Here is a 17,047-nt window from a genome sequence, read left to right as displayed (position 1 = left end):
CGGCGGTCGAACATCATGTGCGGCACCCGGGGTAAGCCGTAACCTCATCCGAGCAGGCCATCCGTGTGGTTCACACGACGATCGATTACCGTCCGCAACCACGTGATCGCTCGAGTACGGCTTGTCATGATCGATCTGCTGGTGTTGACGCTCAGCCCGGCCGAGAGGTTGCGCTCGGCGTTGAACTACCCGTCGGTGACCGGCAGTTCACCCTCAGCTGTCCGGATTGAGCCAATCCGGTTAAAAACTAACACAGGATCTACTTCTTACGAAAACGATTCGCGACACTTCCGGGGCAAGCCGCGCAGTCCCCCGACGACGCGGCGCAACCAACACCATGGAGGCCCCGATGAACCGACCGAGTGGACGTGGTCGCCGATTACGGCTCTTCTCCTTAACATCGGTGATCTGCGCAGGTGCCGTCTTCCTGTGCGCGCCCGCGCTGGCCAGCACCCCGCTTCCCGGAAGGGATTCCGCGATGGGCCAGACCAGCACCGAACCGGTCACCGACACGCCGATGGGCTCGCAGATCCGCAAGCACGAGGGCGGCGAGGAGCAGGCCGCGCCTGCCATCGACCCGCTGGCCACGGTGGCGGGCATGGACGTCAGCAGCCACCAGGGCAATGTGGACTGGAAGTCCTGGTACAACCAGGGCATGCGGTTCGCCTACGTCAAGGCGACCGAGAGCACCGGCTACAAGAACCCGTACTTCGCCCAGCAGTACAACGGTTCCTACAACGTGGGCATGATCCGCGGCGCCTACCACTTCGCCCTGCCGGACCGCTCCAGCGGCGCGGCCCAGGCCAACTACTTCGTGGACAACGGCGGTGGCTGGTCGAAGGACGGCAAGACCCTGCCGGGCGCGCTGGACATGGAGTACAACCCCTACGGCTCGACCTGCTACGGCAAGACCAAGAGCCAGATGACGGCCTGGATCAAGGACTTCAGCGACACCTACCACTCGCGCACCGGGCGCTGGCCCGTCATCTACACCTCCACCAGCTGGTGGAGCCAGTGCGTCAGCGGTGACTTCAGCTCGACGAACCCGCTGTGGGTCGCCCGCTACGCGAGCACGGTCGGCCAGCTCCCGTACAACTGGGGCGTCTGGACGATCTGGCAGTACACCTCCTCGCCGATCGACAAGAACACCTTCAACGGCGCTTACGACCGCTTGCAGGCCTTGGCCAACGGCTGACCTCCGCGAACCCGCGGTGCCGCTCCCGACGGCGCCGCGGGTTCTCCCGTGCGCGCCCAGAACCGCGGCGGCGCCGGGCAGAATCACGCGCATGGGTGAGCGCAAGATCGGCTTGGTCGCGACGATCGGCATCGCGGTGGTGGTGCTCGTCGGCGTCAGCATCGCCCTGCTGGTCTTCGATCCGCGCACCACCGGCGCCGACGCACTGCGCACCGGCGGACTGGCCGCGGGCTCGGTCGTCGCGCTGTACGCGCTGTGGCTCAACGACCGCAGGCGGCGCACCGAGGAGAAGCGGCAGGAGCTGGAGACCAAGCGCCAGGAGCTCGACCGGGAGCGCTACGCCCTCGAACAGCAGCGACAGGCACTTGAGGACCGGCGAACCGCGCAGGACCACGTCCGGGCCTCCGACGAGCGCTTCGCGCGGGCGGTGGAGCTGCTCGGCAACGAGGCCGACCAGGTGCGCGTAGGCGCGCTGCACTCGCTCGCCGGGCTCGCGCGCAACAACCCGGACTACACGCAGACCGTTCTCGACGTGCTCTGCTCGTACCTGCGCCGCCCCTTCGACCATCCGAAGTGGACTGACGAGCCGGACCGGGCTCCCACGCACGAAGAGCAGCACGAGCGGACGGTTCGGCAGACCGCCATCAAACTCCTGGTGTCGCTGCTGCCGCAGAACGGCGAACCGGACCCGCCGCGGTACGACCTGGACGTCGCGAACGCGCGACTGGACCGCTTCAGCCTGTCCGGCCGGGTGGTCGGCCGCCTCGACGCGCACGGCTGCCTGTTCCGGCACCGGACGAACTTCACGGGCACGGTCTTCCACGGCAAGGTCGACCTGCGGGACTCCACCTTCCTGGACCCCTTCGACGCCACCGGCGCCGTGTTCCACGGCCTCCTCGCCTCGCGGCGAGTGGTGCTCAGGGCACCGGCCCTCTTCTCGGGCGCGGAGTTCCACGCCGAGGTGAGCCTGCGAGACTCCCGGTTCGCCGAGCGGGTCTCGTTCGGGCAGGCCTTCTTCGCCGCCCTCTGCGACCTCGACGGGGCGAGCTTCGACCACGGGCTCGACCTCCGGGCGAGGGCACCTCTACCAGCGTTTTCGGTATCCGGCACCGAGGTCGGCGCGGCTGCGGCCAACGACCTCCCGGACGGCTGGACCCTGACCCCGCTCCCGAGATCGAATCGGGCGCGCATCTCGGTCGAGCGGATCGGCGAGAATCACGCGCATGGGTGAGCGCAGGATCTGGTTGGTCGCGACGATCGCCATCGCCGTCGTGGTGCTGCTCGGCGTGAGCATCGCGCTGCTGGCCTTCGACCCGCGCACCACGGGCGCCGACGCACTCCGGACCGGCGGGCTCGCCGCGGGCTCGGTAGTCGCGCTCTACGCGCTGTGGCTCAACGACCGGCGGCGGCGCACCGAGGAGCAGCGGCAGCAGGTCGAGCGCGATCGGTACGAGCTGGAAGACCGGCGCGTGGAGCTGGACCGGGACCGGATCGCCGACGAGCGGTTCGCCCGCGCGATCGAGCTGCTCGGGCACGAGACCGATCAGGTCCGCGTCGGCGCGCTGCACGCGCTCGCCGGGCTCGCCCGCAACCGCCCCGACTACACCCAGACCGTGCTCGACGTGCTCTGCTCCTACCTGCGGCGGCCTTTCGCGCACGACCGCTACGGCGCCGATCTGGACACGGCGGAGGAGAAGGACGAGTCCGAGCGGATGCTCCAGGTGCGGCTGACGGCGCAGCGGCTGATCGAGGAGCTGGTGCCCCGCGTCGACGACGCCGACGCCCCGGCCTACGACCTGGACCTGACCGGCGCGACCCTGGAGTACTTCGACCTCACCGACCGCAAGATCGGCACGCTGACGCTGCGCTACGGACGCCTGTTCAGCGACAACAACTTCAGCCGCTGCGAGTTCCACGGGAAGGTGTGGTTCACCGCCGCGACCATCGGGCCCGGCAGGCTGTACGGGCGGTTCCGCTGCGACGACGCGGTCTTCCACCAGCTGGCCTGGTTCCCCGGCACGGAGTTCAGCGGCCGGGCGACCTTCCGGCGCACCCGGTTCGCGGGCACGACCAAGTTCGACAAGAGCCGCTTCGGCAACGCGTTGTCGATGGCCGGCGCCGAGTTCCACGGCGAGACCGACTTCCGCGGGGCCCGCTTCGAGCACGACGTCGACATGTCCGGCACGGCCTTCCACGGCGAAGTGCGCAACGACGGCATCACCACCAGCCCCGATCACGACGTCACCCTGCCGGTGGACTGGGAGGCCACTACCCGGTGAGGGCCGGGCTCCGGAACTTCGCCGGAAAGTGTCCTTCAGCGCAGCGGAACGGCCTGAAGGTACCGAGCCCGCGCGCGGGGGAAACCGTCCACGGCCGCCGGACGTATAGACGATCATGCACGGACAACTCCAGACGACCGGGCTCCGGCCGCCGCTCGCGCACTCCCCCGCACCGCTGGCGACGAGGCCGGTCCTGCTGATCTCCGGCGTGCTCGCCGCGGTGCTCGCGATCGCCGGTTCGCGGTACGGCTACTTCGGCGACGAGCTGTACTTCCTGGCCGCCGGGGATCACCTGTCCTGGGGATACGCCGACCAGCAGCCGGTGCTGCCGCTGCTGGCGCTGGCCATGGACGCGCTGTTCCCCGGCTCGCCGCTCGGCCTCCGCCTACCCGCGATCCTGCTCACCGCCGCGGGTGTCGTGGTCGCCGCGCTGATCGCGCGCGAGTTCGGCGGCGATCAGCGCGCGCAGGTGCTCAGCGCAGCGGTCTTCGCGATCTGCCCGCAGCTGGTCGCGGAGGGCCGGCTGCTGGCGACCTCGGCCGTCGACCCGATCCTGTGGGCGGTGCTGACCTGGCTGCTGGTGCGCTGGGTGCGGTTGCGCGACGACCGGCTGCTGCTGTGGGCCGGGGCCACGACGGCGCTGCTGATCCAGGTGAAGTTCCTGATCGCCGGGTTCTGGCTGGTCGCGATCGTCGCGGTGCTCGTCCTCGGGCCGCGCTCGATGCTGCGGCGACCGCGGTTCTGGGGCGGGGCCGCCATCGCGCTGGCCGCGACGGTGCCCACGCTGATCTGGCAGGCGGCCAACGGGTGGCCGCAGCTGGGCATGGTGGACGTGGTCGCCGGGGAGTCCGCCGCGACCGGGACGACCCTGCTGCCGGGGGCGCTGTACGGGGCGGGGCCGGTCGGCGCGGTGCTGCTCGGCTGCGGGCTCTGGTGGCTGCTGCGCGCACCGCGGCTGAGGCCCTTCCGGTTCGTGGCAGCGACGTTCCTGGGCCTGGCAGTGCTCTTCATCGTCGTCGGCGCGCGCAGCTACTACCTGACCGGGCTCTACCCCGTGGTGTGGGCGGCTTCCGCGGTCGGTCTGCGACCGCACCTGAACCGCAGGGCGATCCGGTGGGCGACTTCGGCCGCCTGCGCGGTTTCCGCCGTGGTCGCGCTCTCCGCGCTGACCCCTCGGCCGCTGTCGGCCGAGCTGCCCGGCACCTTGCCCAACATCGCCAGCAGCGGTTGGCCCGAGTTCACCCGGGACGTCGCCGACGCGCTGCACGACCTGCCCGCCGAGGAGCAGGTCGCGGTGGTCGCCAGCAGCTACTGGTCGGCGAGCGCGATCCAGCACCTCGGGCCGGAGGAGGGCATCCCGGAGGTGTACAGCGGGAGTCGCGGGTACTGGTACTTCGGCTCACCGCCGGAAGGAACGCGCACCGCGCTCTTCGTCGGGTTCGACGAGGAGACGCTGCGCCGCCACTTCGGCCACGTCGAGCAGGTGTCCACCGTGGACGGTCCCGGCGCGATCAACCGGGGCACTCCGATCTGGCTCGCCGAGGATCCCCACCTGCTGTGGCGCGATCTGTGGCCGCAGTTCCGCTACATGCACATCGGGCTCGGCTGAACCGGCGTTCCGCGAGACGTTGACGCAGCGGTGAACTCCGCGTTCCGGTCCGGGCACCGTCCGCCGAACGAATCCGCAACGTTGTGCCGGACGGGGTGCGGAAAAGGCGAAAATCTGTCACGTTTCTTGGGTGAGCTGCGCAGTGACCACCGGAGCCCAGCAGATCCACCAGGAGCCCGTGCGATGACTTCGCTCGACCGACGCAGTTTCCTCCAGGTCGCAGGCACCGGCGTGCTGCTGTCCGCGGCGGCCCCCACCGCGTGGGCGGCCGGGGGCGACAAGCCGCTGCGCGTCTACGCGCTGGTCGTCGACGGCTGCTCGCCCGACGAGATCACCCCGCGGCTGACCCCGCGCCTGCACGAGCTGCGCGAGGCCGGGACGTCCTTCCCGCAGGCCCGGTCGCTGCCGGTGATGGAGACGATCCCGAACCACGTGATGATGATGAGCGGCGTGCGGCCGGACCGCTCCGGCGTGCCCGCGAACTCGGTATACGACGCGGCGCAGGGCGAGATCCGCACCCTCGACCGCGCATCGGACCTGCGGTTCGACACGCTGCTGGACCGGTTGCACGCTCGCGGGAAGGTCACCGGCAGCGTGCTGAGCAAGGAGTACCTGCACGGGATCTTCGGCACCAGGGCCAGCGTTCGGTGGGAGCCGCGGCCGATCGTCCCGATCAGCGGGCACGCCCCGGACGTCTTCACCGCCACCGCCCTGGTGTCCATGGTGGACAGTTCCGATCCGGACCTGGTGTTCGCCAACTTCGGCGACGTGGACCGGCTCGGCCACGCCGACCTGACCGGCACCACCCTGCGAGCCGCCCGCGCCGCGGCGCTGGCCTCCGCCGACGCGCAGGTCGGCCGGTTCGTCGACCACCTCGTCCGCACCGACCGCTGGTCCTCCAGCGTGCTGCTGATCTGCGCCGACCACTCGATGGACTGGTCCTGGGCGCACCGGGTGATCTCGCTGAGCAGAGCGGTGGACGACGACCCGCTGCTGACCGGCCGCGTGCAGGTCGCCCAGAACGGCGGCGCGGAACTCCTCTACTTCACCGGCCCGGAAGCAGAACGCGAAGCGGCGGTGACCCGGCTCCGGGAACTGGCCCTGGCCACCGAAGGCGTCCTCTCCGCCCACGCCCCGGCCGAACTCCGCCTCGGCCCCGAAGCGGGCGACCTGGTCGTCTACTGCGAACCGGGCTGGCGCTTCGCCGACCCGGAGGTCATCTCCAACCCGATCCCGGGCAACCACGGCCACCCGGCCACCGAACCGATCCCGTTCTTCATCACCGGCGGCCACCCGGCGATCCGCACCGGCACCTCCGCGGCCGAAGCCCGCACCATCGACGTGGCCCCGACCCTGGGCACCCTCTTCAACCTCCCCGCCCCACCCGGCGGCTACGACGGAACCCCCCGCACAGAAGCCTTCGACCCCACCCGCCTGTGAGAACCGCGGTGAAGGGCACCTTTTAGCAACTAACCTGCCTAAAGGTGCCCTTCACCGCGGAGATCCCGCGCGCGACGGGCGCCTGCGGAGCGTTCCGCCGGTGCTCCTGGTCGGGTGGATCATCGGATCAGGTAAGAGTGAAGGGCACCTTTCGCCAACATAGTTGGAGAAAGGTGCCCTTCACCTGGAAAAGATCAGCCGAACAGGGCAGGGAGGGTGCCTTCCCAGGCTTCTCGGAGTTCCGGGAGCGGGATGTTCGCGACGTCCTGGATGTCCAGGGACTTCTCGCCCGCGTCGGCGACACCGACCTTGGACCACGGGAGACCGCGGGCCGTGCACATGTCGGTGAAGCGGGTCTCCTCGCTGCGCGGGACCGCCACCAGCACGCGGCCCGCCGACTCGGAGAACAGCCAGACGAACGGGTCCGCGCCCTCGGGCAGGACCACGCGGGCACCGCACTCGCCGACCAGCGCCGTCTCCACCAGCGCCTGCGCCAGGCCGCCCTCGGAGAGGTCGTGCGCCGCCGAGATCATGCCGTCGCGGGAGCCCGCGACCAGGATCTCCGCCAGCAGCTTCTCGCGCGCCAGGTCGACCTTCGGCGGCACGCCGCCGAGGTGGTCGTGCACCACGCGCGCCCACTCCGAGCCGCCGAACTCCTCGCGCGTCTCGCCGAGCAGCAGCAGCGTCTCGCCGTCCTCGCCGCCGATGCCGATGGGGATGCGGCGGGTCACGTCGTCGATCGTGCCCAGCACGCCCACCACCGGCGTCGGCAGGATCGCCTTCGAGCCGGTCTGGTTGTAGAAGCTGACGTTGCCGCCGGTCACCGGGATGCCCAGCTCCTGGCAGGCGTCGGCCAGGCCGCGCACCGCCTGCTGGAACTGCCACATCACGCCCGGGTCCTCCGGCGAGCCGAAGTTCAGGCAGTTGGTGACCGCCACCGGCGTGGCACCGGTGGTCGCCACGTTGCGGTAGGCCTCCGCCAGCGCCAGCTGCGCTCCCGCGTACGGGTCGAGCCGGGTGTAGCGGGAGTTGCAGTCGGTGGAGATCGCGATGCCGCGACCGGTCTCCTCGTCGATGCGCAGCACACCGCCGTCCGACGGCTGCGCCAGCACGGTGTTGCCGCGGACGTAGCGGTCGTACTGGTCGGTGACCCACGCGCGGGAGCACAGGTTCGGCGAGGCCGCCATCCGCAGGATCGTCTCGCGCAGTTCGTCCTTCGTGGACGGACGGGCCAGCGTGCTCGCGCTGTCCGCGGCGATCAGGTCCTGCTCGGCGGGCCGCTCGACCGGGCGCTCGTAGACCGGGCCCTCGTGCGCGACGGTGCGCGGCGGCACGTCCACCACGAGCTCGCCGTGCCAGAAGATCTCCAGGTTCTCGCCGTCGGTGACCTCACCGATCACGGTGGCGGTGACGTCCCACTTCCGGCAGACCTCCAGGAACGCGTCCACGTTGGACGGTTCCACCACGGCGCACATCCGCTCCTGCGACTCGCTGGAGAGGATCTCGGCGGGCGTCATGCCGGTGGCGCGCAGCGGGACCTGGTCCAGGTCGACGCGCATGCCGCCGTCACCGGCCGAGGCCAGTTCCGAGGTGGCGCAGGACAGGCCCGCACCGCCCAGGTCCTGGATGCCCACGACCAGGCCGGCGTGGTAGAGGTCCAGGCAGCACTCGATGAGCACCTTCTCGGCGAACGGGTCGCCGACCTGGACGCTCGGCAGCTTCTTGCGGCCCGCGCCGGACTCGTCGCTGTCGAAGGTCTCCGAGGCCAGCACCGACACGCCGCCGATGCCGTCCAGCCCGGTGCGCGCACCGAACAGGATGATCTTGTTGCCGGTGCCGCTGGCGTGCGCCAGGTGCAGGTCCTCGACCTTCATCACGCCCACGCACATGGCGTTGACCAGCGGGTTGCCGCTGTAGCACTCGTCGAAGACGACCTCGCCGCCGATGTTCGGCAGGCCCAGGCAGTTGCCGTAGCTGCCGACGCCGGACACCACGCCGGGCAGCACCCGCTTGGTGTCCTCCGCGTCGGCCGGGCCGAAGCGCAGCGGGTCGGCCACCGCGACCGGCCGGGCGCCCATCGCCATGATGTCGCGGACGATGCCGCCGACACCGGTCGCCGCGCCCTGGTGCGGCTCGACGTAGGACGGGTGGTTGTGGCTCTCCAGCTTGAACGTCACCGCCCAGCCGTCGCCGATGTCCACCACGCCGGCGTTCTCGCCGATGCCCGCGAGCATCTTCTCGCGCATCTCGTCGGTGGTGGTCTCGCCGAAGTACTTCAGGTGCACCTTCGACGACTTGTAGGAGCAGTGCTCGCTCCACATCACCGAGTACATGGCCAGCTCGGCGTCGGTGGGCCTGCGGCCCAGGATCTCGCGGATCCGGGCGTACTCGTCGTCCTTCAGCCCCAGCTCGCGGTACGGCTGGTCGGTCTCGGGAGTGGTTTTCGCCTGCTCGACGGTGTCGATGTTGGTCACGCTGCCACCAGTGCATCCAGAACGGACAGGAACATGCCGAGGCCGTCGTCGGTGGGGCCGGTCAGCGGGTCGATCGCGTGCTCGGGGTGCGGCATCATGCCCGCCACCCGGCCGCGCGCGTCGGTGATGCCCGCGATGCCGCGCTGGGAACCGTTCGGGTTCTCGCCCGCGTAGCGGAACAGCACCCGGCCTTCGCCCTCCAGCTCGTCGAGGACGGCCTCGTCGGCCATGTAGTTGCCCTCGCCGTGCTTGATCGGGATCAGCAGCTCGGCACCGGCCTCGTAGCGGGTGGTCCAGGCGCTGCTGTTGTTCTCCACCTTCAGCCACTGGTCGCGGCAGACGTAGTGCAGGCCCGCGTTGCGGGTCAGCACGCCGGGCAGCAGCCCGGACTCGCACAGGATCTGGAAGCCGTTGCACACGCCGAGCACCGGCATGCCCTTGCGGGCGGCTTCGACCACCTCGGTCATCACCGGGGCGAACTTGGCGATCGCGCCGCAGCGCAGGTAGTCGCCGTAGGAGAAGCCGCCGGGGACGACCACCGCGTCCACGCCCTTGAGGTCGTGGTCGGCGTGCCAGAGGGCGACGGACTCGGCACCGGCGCGGCGCACCGCGCGGGCGGCGTCGACGTCGTCGAGGGTGCCGGGGAAGGTGATGACGCCGATCTTCATGCCAGTACCGCCTCTCCGCGATTCACAGTGGTGGTTGCGACCAGCTTGATCTCGCGTTTCGCGGTTTCCCGTGGCTGGCTTGCGTCACGTTCCCCTGAGGTGCGGTTGAGCAGAACCGGAGTTGGCGCAGAGCTGCTCATGCGTCCACCCGGCGGACGGTCCAGTCCTCGATGACCGGGTTGGCCAGCAGCGTTTCGGCGATCTTGGCGAGCGTGTCGTCGTCGACGTCGTCGGCGACCTCCAGCTCGAAACGCTTCCCCTGGCGGACTTCGGCGATCCCTTCGAACCCGAGCCGCGGCAGCGCATTGGCCACCGCCTGCCCCTGCGGGTCGAGGATTTCCTGCTTCGGCATGACGTCGACAACGACTCGGGCCACGGGTGCTGCTCCCGGTTTCAGTGCAGATCCGCCAGGACCCCGGCGGATGGCCAGCAGTACTGGCGCAGCGTAACTGAGCTGGGAGTTCGCCACGCCGGGCAGGGGCGGTGGGTGCGGTGTGGCTCACCACATGCCACCCGAGATGTGTCTTCCGTCACAAATTTCACACGTTGTTTAAACCTTTGGCCTCCGAAGCCGTCTATCAGGGAGGGCACCGAGGGGAGGTGCCCGGTGTTGATCGAAAGCCACTGAGGGGAACGCATTCCGATGCGCACTGTGAAGACGTTGCTGGGGGCGGCGCTGCTCGCCGGATTCGCCCTGACCACGACCGTCCCGGCCACCGCGGCGCCGAGCACCGAAGCGGTCCGGGTCGCCGAGCAGCCGCGGTTCACCGCCGACAAGTCCCAGGTCCGGGCGGGGAACACGCTGGTCATGCGGCTCGACCACGGGCTGGAGGGCGTCAGCTGGATCTCCTCCGCCGCCTTCGTGCGCAACGGCGAGCACCCGGTGGGAGCCGACGAGGGCCTGGCCGAGGTGGTCACCGACCGCGACGGCGTCGCCGAGGCGGTGGCGACCATCGCCGACGTGCCGCCCGGCGAGTACTCGGTGCACACCCGCATCGGCGGCGGGGCCGGGCCGGCGATGACCATCACCGTCACCGGCTGAGCGTGAGCCGTGAGCGTTTCGGGGTGTTCTGGCGCCCCGAAGCGCTCACGACGTTCACCGGTAGCGAGATCCGTCGCCCCGCCCCGGTTTTTCCGGAAGTGTGCCGGGCATGCGGATCTTGGTGCTGGGTGGAACGGTCTTCGTCGGGCACGCGGTCGCGGCGGCGGCGCTGGAGCGCGGGCACGACGTCGTCTGCGCGGCGCGCGGCACGAGCGGCGACGTGCCCGAGGGCGCGGAACTGGTGGTCGTGGACCGCGAGGAGGGGCTCGGCGCGCTGGCCGGGCAGCGGTTCGACGCGGTCGTCGACGTCGCGCGCAACTACCGGTGGGTGCGCGAGGCGCTGGCAGCCGTGGACGCCGGGCACTGGACGTTCGTGTCCACGATCAACGTCTACGCGGACAACGCGGCGACCGGCCAGAGCACCGGCGCGCCGCTGCTGGCGCCGATCACCGACTCCGCCGACACCAGCACCCCCGAGTCCTACGGCGGGATCAAGGTGGCCTGCGAGAACGCGGTGCGGGAGGCGATGGGCGAGCGCGCGTTCGTGGTCCGCCCGGGCCTGATCACCGGGCCGAACGACCCCTCCGACCGGTTCGGCTACTGGCCGCTGCGGATGTCGCGCGGCGGACGGGTGCTCGTGCCGGACACCCCCGGCACGCCGTCCCAGCACATCGACGTGCGCGACCTGGCCGACTGGATCGTCACCGCCGCCGAGCGCGGCATCACCGGCACCTTCGACGGCATCGGCCCGGCCACCGCGCTGGAGGCGCTGCTGAAGGAGATCGCCGCGGTCATCGCGCCGGAGGGCACCGAACTCGCGGCCGTCGCGCCCGAGGCGCTCGACGAAGCCGGGGTGCAGCGCTGGAGCGGGCCGAAGTCGCTGCCGCTCTGGATCCCCGACGACTACGACGGCTTCGCCTCGCACGACGCCGCGCCCTCGCTGGCCGCCGGGCTGCGCATCCGGCCGCTGGCCGAGACCGTGACGGCGGCGCTGGAGACCGAACGCGCGCGGGGAGCCGACCGCGAGCGCAAGGCCGGGCTGACCGCGGCCGAGGAGACCGAGCTGCTCGGCACGCTGCCGCACCGGCTCTGGTGAGGAGTGCGAGAGTGGTCGGGGCACCGGCTCTCGAGGAGGAACACCGTGCAGATCACCCACTTCGGACACTCGTGCGTGCTGGTCGAGACCGGATCGGCGCGACTGCTGATCGACCCCGGCACGTTCTCCGCGGACTTCGAGGACCTGCGCGACCTGGACGCCGTGCTGGTCACCCACCAGCACTTCGACCACCTCGACCTGGAGCGGCTGCCCGCGCTGCTGGCGGCCAACCCGGACGCCCAGCTGGTGGTCGACCCGGGTTCGGCGGTGTCGATCGCCGAACGCGGGCTGCCCGCGACCACGGCCCGGCCCGGTGACTCGATCGAGCTGGGCGGCGCGGCGGTCAACGTCGTCGGCGGCGAGCACGCGGTGATCCACCCGGACGTCCCGGTGGTCGACAACATCGGCTACGTCGTCGACCACGGCGCGTTCTACCACCCGGGCGACTCGTTCTTCGTGCCGGAGCAGCGCATCGACGTCCTCGGCCTGCCGACCGCGGCACCGTGGCTGAAGCTCTCCGAGGCGGTCGACTTCCTGCGCGCGGTGGCGCCCCGGACGGCGGTGCCGATCCACGAGGCGGTGCTGGCCGTGCCGCAGATGCACTACCGGATGTTCGAGCAGCTCGGCCCGGAGGGCACGGCGGTCGAGGTCCTCACCAAGGGCACCCCGACCGGCCTCTGAGCGGTCGCCGCTCAGTCGTCGTCGCGGTCGTCGACGTCGTGCACGTCGTCCCGGTCGTCCGCGTCGTCGTGGTCGTCGACGTCGTCGTGGTCGAACTGGTCGTCGCAGTCGTCGAACCGGTCGTCGCGGTCGTCGTCGAACCGGTCGTCGTCGAAGCGATCGTCGTCGAACCGGTCGTCCTGGTCGTCGAACTGGTCGTCCAGGTCGTCATCGACGCACACCGGCGCCGGCTGGGCGGGGTTCTGCACCTGCGCCGGGGCCGTGGGCAGCGGCGCCGGAGCCGGGGCCTGCTCCGCCGCGCCCGCCAGGGCCACTCCCGTGCCACCGAGTCCGAGCACCGCCACCGCCGCGCCCGCCACCAGCCAGGTCCGCTTCATCGTCCGCATCGTTCCGCTGCCTCTCGTCCGGCTCTCTCCTTGACTGAAACCAGCTTCGCGGCCGAGCGTGAGGCAGCCCTGAAGCTCCGATGAAGGGATCCTCATCGGGTTTCACAGTCCGCCGGGCACTCCGAACGAGGCATAGGTGACCGGCCGCGCGCCGTGGTGCAGGGCCAGGTCGATCGCGTCCAGAACCGCTTGCCGCGCAGCGGGTTTGCGCAGCACGGCGGAGTCCACCGCGAGCCGCACCGGGCGTCCCAGCCGGGCCGCCCGCCCGGCGCCGAGCACCAGCGCGCGGCACCACCACGGCTCGGCGCGCTCGCCCGGTCCGATCATGCGGATGCGTCCCCGGTGCACCCGGCCGGTGGCCAGCTCCCGCACCGCCATCGCGTCCGCGCACACCGAGAAGCCGCGCCGCCGCAGGGCCGTGATGGTGCCCGCCGAACCGAACCACCGAGCCGGGATGAAGGTCTTGGTCCGCAGCCCGAACCGCTCCAGGACCGCGGCGGCGGCGACCAGGTGCAGCCCGGCCTCGTGCGCGGGCAGCCCGGCTGCGGGCGCGAGCCGCGCCCGCAGCCCCGGCGCGGTGCGGGCGAACCCGTGCAGGCTCACCACGTCGCGGGAGTCCACCCGCCCGGCGATCCAGTCCAGCACGGGGTTCGGCGGGGCCGGGTGCGGCGCGATCAGCAGCGACAACGGCACGGCGCGCCGGTCCAGGTCAGCGCCGAACTCGACGCACTGGTCCAGCACCGGGAGGTCGAGTCCGGACAACGACACCACCAGCGGCGGGCTCACGAGGACTCATTGCGCCCGGCCCGGATGACGGCCACCTGACGCCGAGATGTCCCCCCGGCGCAAATCCGGCGAACCTCCACCCGCCGTTCCCACGCCCGAGTGACGAGGCGTCAATTTCGTACGAAATTGACGTTCACCCGGGTCCATACGGCAGCGGCGCGAAGCACCACCTCAGGGGTGGTGGTCACCCGGGCCCTGATCAGACGTCCGGGGTGGGCCAGTCGGCGAAGGAGCGGCCGGTGATGCGCTCGTAGGCCTCGACGTAGCGGTCGCGGGTCGCCGCGATGACGTCGGCGGGCAGCGACGGCGGCGGGGTGTCCGCGGCGCGGTCCCAGCCGGAGGCCGGCGAGGTCAGCCAGTTGCGCACGTACTGCTTGTCGAACGAGGGCTGCACCTGGCCCGGTTGGTAGCCGTCGGCGGGCCAGTAGCGCGAGGAGTCCGGCGTCAGCACCTCGTCGCCCAGCACCAGCGAGCCGTCGGGCGCCAGGCCGAACTCGAACTTGGTGTCGGCCAGGATCACGCCCCGGCCGCGCGCGTGCTCCGCCGCCCGCGCGTACACCCGCAGCGTCACCTCGCGCAGCTGCTCGGCGCGCTCCGCGCCCAGCTCCGCGGCGACCGCGTCGAAGCTGATGTTCTCGTCGTGGTCGCCGAGCTCCGCCTTGGTGGCCGGGGTGAAGATCGGCTCCGGGAGCTGCGAGGACTCGACCAGCCCGGCGGGCAGCTCGACGCCGCACACCGCGCCGGTGCGCTGGTAGTCGGCCAGCCCGGATCCGGTGAGGTAGCCGCGCGCGACGCACTCGACCGGCAGCATCTCCAGCCGCCGCACCAGCAGCGCGCGGCCGCGCACCTCGCCGGGGATGCGCGGGTCGTCCGCGCTGACCAGGTGGTTCGGCACCACGTCGGCGAGCAGCTCGAACCAGTACACGCTCATCGCGGTGAGCACCCGGCCTTTGTCCGGGATCGGCGTGTCCAGCACGTGGTCGTACGCCGACAGGCGGTCGGAGGCGACCAGCAGCAGGTGTTCGTCGTCCACGGCGTGCAGCTGGCGGACCTTGCCCGCTGCGATCTGGGGGTAATCGGCGAGTGCAACCACGTGCCGATTCTCCCCCACCAGCCCGCGCGCTCCCGCCGGTGGTACGAGTTGGCGGGGACAGCCGCGGCGTGGCGTAGTGGACGCACCACGCCGGACGCCCGGCGGACAGGAGGACTTCCGTGACCGAGACCTTCACCGACTGGCTGCGCCAGCGCAGCGAGCCCGACTGGACGGCGGTGATCGGGCACCCGTTCACCCAGGCCCTGTTCACCGGGCAGGTGCCCGCCGACTCGATGCGCTCCTACCTGGTGCAGGACTACCAGTTCGTGGACGACTTCCTGGCGCTGCTCGGCTCCGGGATCGCCAAGGCCGACCGCTACGCCTCGCGGCTGGCGATCGCGGGCAGCGTCGGAGTGGTCACCAGCGAGGAGAACACCTACTTCCAGCGCGCGTTCGACGCGCTGGGCGTCGGCGAGTCCGACCGGGTGCACCCGGAGCTGGACGAGGCGACGGAGGCCTTCCGGGAGCTGATGCAGGACGCCAACGAGCGCGGCAGCTACGCCGAGGTGCTGACGGTGCTGACCGTCGCGGAGTGGTCCTACCTGGAGTGGGCCGTGCGCGCGCCGGACGCGCTGCCGGAGGACTTCGTGCACGCGGAGTGGATCACGCTGCACGACAACCCGGAGTTCCAGGCGTGGGTGCGCTGGCTGCGCGGCGAGCTGGACCGGGTGGGCGCGGAGCTCGACGAGCGCGACCGGGCCCGCTGCCTGCGCCTGTTCCAGCAGGCCACCCGCTGCGAGCTGGACTTCTTCAACGCCCACTGGCCGTGAGCTGCCCGTGAGCGTTTTGGGGTGTTATAGCGCCCCAAAACGCTCACGGGACGGGTGCCGACCGTCAGAGGATGTCGGCGGGGCGGTAGGCCGCGGCCTCGGGGTGGCGGGCCGTGATCTCCTCGATCTGCGCCGCCACCTCGCCGACCTGGGCCGCCGCCGCGCCGGTGAAGGCGAGGCGGTCGGCCAGCAGCTCTTCGAGCTGGTCGCGGGTCAGCGGCAGGCGGTCGTCGGCGGCCAGCCGGTCGAGCAGGTCGTTGCGCTCCGCGCCCTGCTCGCGCATGGCCAGCGCCACCGCGACCGCGTTCTCCTTGATCGCCTCGTGCGCGGTCTCCCGGCCGACACCGGCCCGCACCGCCGCCATCAGCACCTTCGTGGTCGCCAGGAACGGCAGGTAGCGGTCCAGCTCGCGGGCCACCACCGCCGGGAACGCGCCGAACTCGTCCAGCACCGTCAGGAACGTCTCGAGCAGCCCGTCGAAGGCGAAGAACGCGTCCGGCAGCGCCACCCGGCGCACCACCGAGCAGGACACGTCGCCCTCGTTCCACTGGTCACCGGCCAGCTCGCCGGTCATCGAGAGGTAGCCGCGCAGGATCACCGCGAGGCCGTTGACCCGCTCGCAGGACCGGGTGTTCATCTTGTGCGGCATCGCGCTGGAGCCGACCTGACCGGGCTTGAAGCCCTCGGTCACCAGCTCGTGCCCGGCCATCAGCCGGATCGTGGTGGCCACGTTGGACGGTGCGGCGGCCAGCTGCACCAGCGCGGACAGCACCTCGAAGTCCAGCGAGCGCGGGTAGACCTGGCCGACGCTGGTCAGCGTCCGGCCGAAGCCCAGGTGCCCGGCGACCCGGCGCTCCAGCTCGGAGAGCTTCCCGGCGTCGCCGCCGAGCAGGTCCAGCATGTCCTGCGCGGTGCCGACCGGGCCCTTGATGCCGCGCAGCGGGTAGCGGGCGAGCAGCTCCTCCAGCCGGTGGAAGCCGACCAGCAGCTCGTCGGCGGCCGTGGCGAAGCGCTTGCCGAGGGTGGTCGCCTGGGCGGCGACGTTGTGCGAGCGCCCGGCCATCACCAGCTCGGCCTGCTCGGCGGCGAGCTGCCCGAGCCGCGCCAGGACCGCGACGGTGCGGTCGCGCACCAGCTCCAGGCTGCGGCGGATCTGCAGCTGCTCGACGTTCTCGGTCAGGTCCCGCGAGGTCATGCCCTTGTGGATCTGCTCGTGACCGGCGAGGGCGTTGAACTCCTCGATGCGGGCCTTCACGTCGTGCCGGGTGACCCGCTCGCGCGCGGCGATGGAGTCCAGGTCGACCTGCTCCAGCACCCGCTCGTAGTCGGCCAGGGCCGACTCGGGGACCTCGATGCCGAGGTCGGCCTGGGCGCGCAGCACCGCGAGCCACAGCTTGCGCTCCAGGATGATCTTGTGCTGCGGCGACCACAGCTCGACCAGCTCGGGCGAGGCGTAGCGGGCGGCGAGGACGTTCGGAATGCTGGGCTTGACCGTCACGAACATGCAGGATACCGGCGCATTGCCGCC

General features: G+C 71.2%; 16 protein-coding genes. 9 read left to right on the top strand and 7 right to left on the bottom strand.

Translation table 11 applies throughout. The features are described from left to right. The first annotated feature begins 478 nt into the window (after positions 1–478). The 5 genes from OU416_RS12545 (at position 479) to OU416_RS12525 (ending at position 6,523) form a co-directional block, all read left to right on the top strand. Positions 479–1,195, top strand: coding sequence for a lysozyme (locus tag OU416_RS12545; protein ID WP_372907174.1), 717 nt, complete (start codon positions 479–481; stop codon positions 1,193–1,195). 91 nt (positions 1,196–1,286) lie between these two features. Continuing rightward, positions 1,287–2,426, top strand: a complete 1,140-nt coding sequence (locus OU416_RS12540) for a pentapeptide repeat-containing protein (protein ID WP_270927065.1) — start codon at positions 1,287–1,289, stop codon at positions 2,424–2,426. Then, positions 2,419–3,474: a pentapeptide repeat-containing protein gene (locus OU416_RS12535; protein WP_270927064.1), complete on the top strand. Its 1,056-nt coding sequence runs from the start codon at positions 2,419–2,421 to the stop codon at positions 3,472–3,474. Before OU416_RS12540 ends, OU416_RS12535 begins: the two co-directional genes overlap by 8 nt. A 115-nt stretch (positions 3,475–3,589) precedes the next feature. After that, positions 3,590–5,083, top strand: coding sequence for a glycosyltransferase family 39 protein (locus OU416_RS12530; protein ID WP_270927063.1), 1,494 nt, complete (start codon positions 3,590–3,592; stop codon positions 5,081–5,083). Between the two features lie 183 nt (positions 5,084–5,266). After that, on the top strand, positions 5,267–6,523 hold the full coding sequence (locus OU416_RS12525) for an alkaline phosphatase family protein (RefSeq protein WP_270927062.1): 1,257 nt from the start codon (positions 5,267–5,269) through the stop codon (positions 6,521–6,523). A 194-nt stretch (positions 6,524–6,717) separates the two neighbouring features. Here the strand turns inward: OU416_RS12525 and purL are convergent, their stop codons facing one another. From purL to purS, 3 genes are all read right to left on the bottom strand, one after another. Continuing rightward, positions 6,718–8,997, bottom strand: a complete 2,280-nt coding sequence (purL, locus tag OU416_RS12520) for a phosphoribosylformylglycinamidine synthase subunit PurL (RefSeq protein ID WP_270927061.1) — start codon at positions 8,995–8,997, stop codon at positions 6,718–6,720. Beyond that, a complete protein-coding gene (gene purQ, locus OU416_RS12515; protein WP_270927060.1) occupies positions 8,994–9,665 on the bottom strand; it encodes a phosphoribosylformylglycinamidine synthase subunit PurQ in 672 nt (223 codons plus the stop codon). The genes purL and purQ overlap by 4 nt, the downstream gene beginning before the upstream one ends. A gap of 136 nt (positions 9,666–9,801) precedes the next feature. After that, positions 9,802–10,041 carry a phosphoribosylformylglycinamidine synthase subunit PurS gene (purS, locus tag OU416_RS12510; protein WP_093159179.1) on the bottom strand — a complete coding sequence of 80 codons (240 nt, stop codon included), beginning with the start codon at positions 10,039–10,041 and terminating at the stop codon, positions 9,802–9,804. A 267-nt stretch (positions 10,042–10,308) separates the two neighbouring features. Here purS and OU416_RS12505 point away from each other — a divergent pair, with 267 nt between their 5' ends. The 3 genes from OU416_RS12505 (at position 10,309) to OU416_RS12495 (ending at position 12,484) form a co-directional block, all read left to right on the top strand. Further along, on the top strand, positions 10,309–10,707 hold the full coding sequence (locus tag OU416_RS12505; protein WP_270927059.1) for a hypothetical protein: 399 nt from the start codon (positions 10,309–10,311) through the stop codon (positions 10,705–10,707). 109 nt (positions 10,708–10,816) lie between these two features. Beyond that, positions 10,817–11,803, top strand: a complete 987-nt coding sequence (locus OU416_RS12500; RefSeq protein ID WP_270927058.1) for an NAD-dependent epimerase/dehydratase family protein — start codon at positions 10,817–10,819, stop codon at positions 11,801–11,803. Positions 11,804–11,848: 45 nt separating this feature from the next. Further along, entirely contained in the window at positions 11,849–12,484 is a 636-nt protein-coding gene (locus OU416_RS12495; RefSeq protein ID WP_270927057.1) for an MBL fold metallo-hydrolase, read from the top strand. Positions 12,485–12,495: 11 nt separating this feature from the next. On the opposite strand, the gene OU416_RS12490 is transcribed toward OU416_RS12495, so the two are convergent. The 3 genes from OU416_RS12490 to OU416_RS12480 form a co-directional block, all read right to left on the bottom strand. After that, the gene (locus tag OU416_RS12490) at positions 12,496–12,861 is read right to left on the bottom strand and encodes an ATPase (protein WP_270927056.1); all 366 of its coding nucleotides are present in this window, start codon (positions 12,859–12,861) and stop codon (positions 12,496–12,498) included. 111 nt (positions 12,862–12,972) lie between these two features. Beyond that, positions 12,973–13,656 (bottom strand): DUF2334 domain-containing protein, encoded by a 684-nt coding sequence (locus OU416_RS12485; RefSeq protein ID WP_270927055.1) that lies wholly within the window; start codon positions 13,654–13,656, stop codon positions 12,973–12,975. A gap of 199 nt (positions 13,657–13,855) precedes the next feature. Next, positions 13,856–14,749 carry a phosphoribosylaminoimidazolesuccinocarboxamide synthase gene (locus OU416_RS12480; protein ID WP_270927054.1) on the bottom strand — a complete coding sequence of 298 codons (894 nt, stop codon included), beginning with the start codon at positions 14,747–14,749 and terminating at the stop codon, positions 13,856–13,858. A gap of 119 nt (positions 14,750–14,868) precedes the next feature. Here OU416_RS12480 and OU416_RS12475 point away from each other — a divergent pair, with 119 nt between their 5' ends. Continuing rightward, positions 14,869–15,519 (top strand): TenA family protein, encoded by a 651-nt coding sequence (locus OU416_RS12475; RefSeq protein ID WP_270927053.1) that lies wholly within the window; start codon positions 14,869–14,871, stop codon positions 15,517–15,519. Between the two features lie 64 nt (positions 15,520–15,583). On the opposite strand, the gene purB is transcribed toward OU416_RS12475, so the two are convergent. Next, positions 15,584–17,017, bottom strand: coding sequence for an adenylosuccinate lyase (gene purB, locus OU416_RS12470; RefSeq protein WP_270927052.1), 1,434 nt, complete (start codon positions 17,015–17,017; stop codon positions 15,584–15,586). Between the last annotated feature and the right edge of the window lie 30 nt (positions 17,018–17,047).

Origin of the sequence: Saccharopolyspora indica, from assembly GCF_027853965.1 — a bacterium.
In the GTDB taxonomy this organism is placed as follows: Bacteria; Actinomycetota; Actinomycetes; order Mycobacteriales; family Pseudonocardiaceae; genus Saccharopolyspora; species Saccharopolyspora indica.
Note: the sequence above shows the minus strand (reverse complement) of the source record. Positions and strands in the feature narration are given on the sequence as shown.

Excerpts from the sequence above, each read along its gene's own strand:
- purQ (WP_270927060.1), bottom strand. The coding sequence starts at position 9,665 with ATGAAGATCGGCGTCATCACCTTCCCCGGCACCCTCGACGACGTCGAC.
- OU416_RS12525 (WP_270927062.1), top strand. The coding sequence starts at position 5,267 with ATGACTTCGCTCGACCGACGCAGTTTCCTCCAGGTCGCAGGCACCGGC.
- OU416_RS12505 (WP_270927059.1), top strand. The coding sequence starts at position 10,309 with ATGCGCACTGTGAAGACGTTGCTGGGGGCGGCGCTGCTCGCCGGATTC.
- OU416_RS12535 (WP_270927064.1), top strand. The coding sequence starts at position 2,419 with ATGGGTGAGCGCAGGATCTGGTTGGTCGCGACGATCGCCATCGCCGTC.
- OU416_RS12490 (WP_270927056.1), bottom strand. The coding sequence starts at position 12,861 with ATGAAGCGGACCTGGCTGGTGGCGGGCGCGGCGGTGGCGGTGCTCGGA.
- OU416_RS12530 (WP_270927063.1), top strand. The coding sequence starts at position 3,590 with ATGCACGGACAACTCCAGACGACCGGGCTCCGGCCGCCGCTCGCGCAC.
- OU416_RS12540 (WP_270927065.1), top strand. The coding sequence starts at position 1,287 with ATGGGTGAGCGCAAGATCGGCTTGGTCGCGACGATCGGCATCGCGGTG.
- OU416_RS12500 (WP_270927058.1), top strand. The coding sequence starts at position 10,817 with ATGCGGATCTTGGTGCTGGGTGGAACGGTCTTCGTCGGGCACGCGGTC.
- OU416_RS12545 (WP_372907174.1), top strand. The coding sequence starts at position 479 with ATGGGCCAGACCAGCACCGAACCGGTCACCGACACGCCGATGGGCTCG.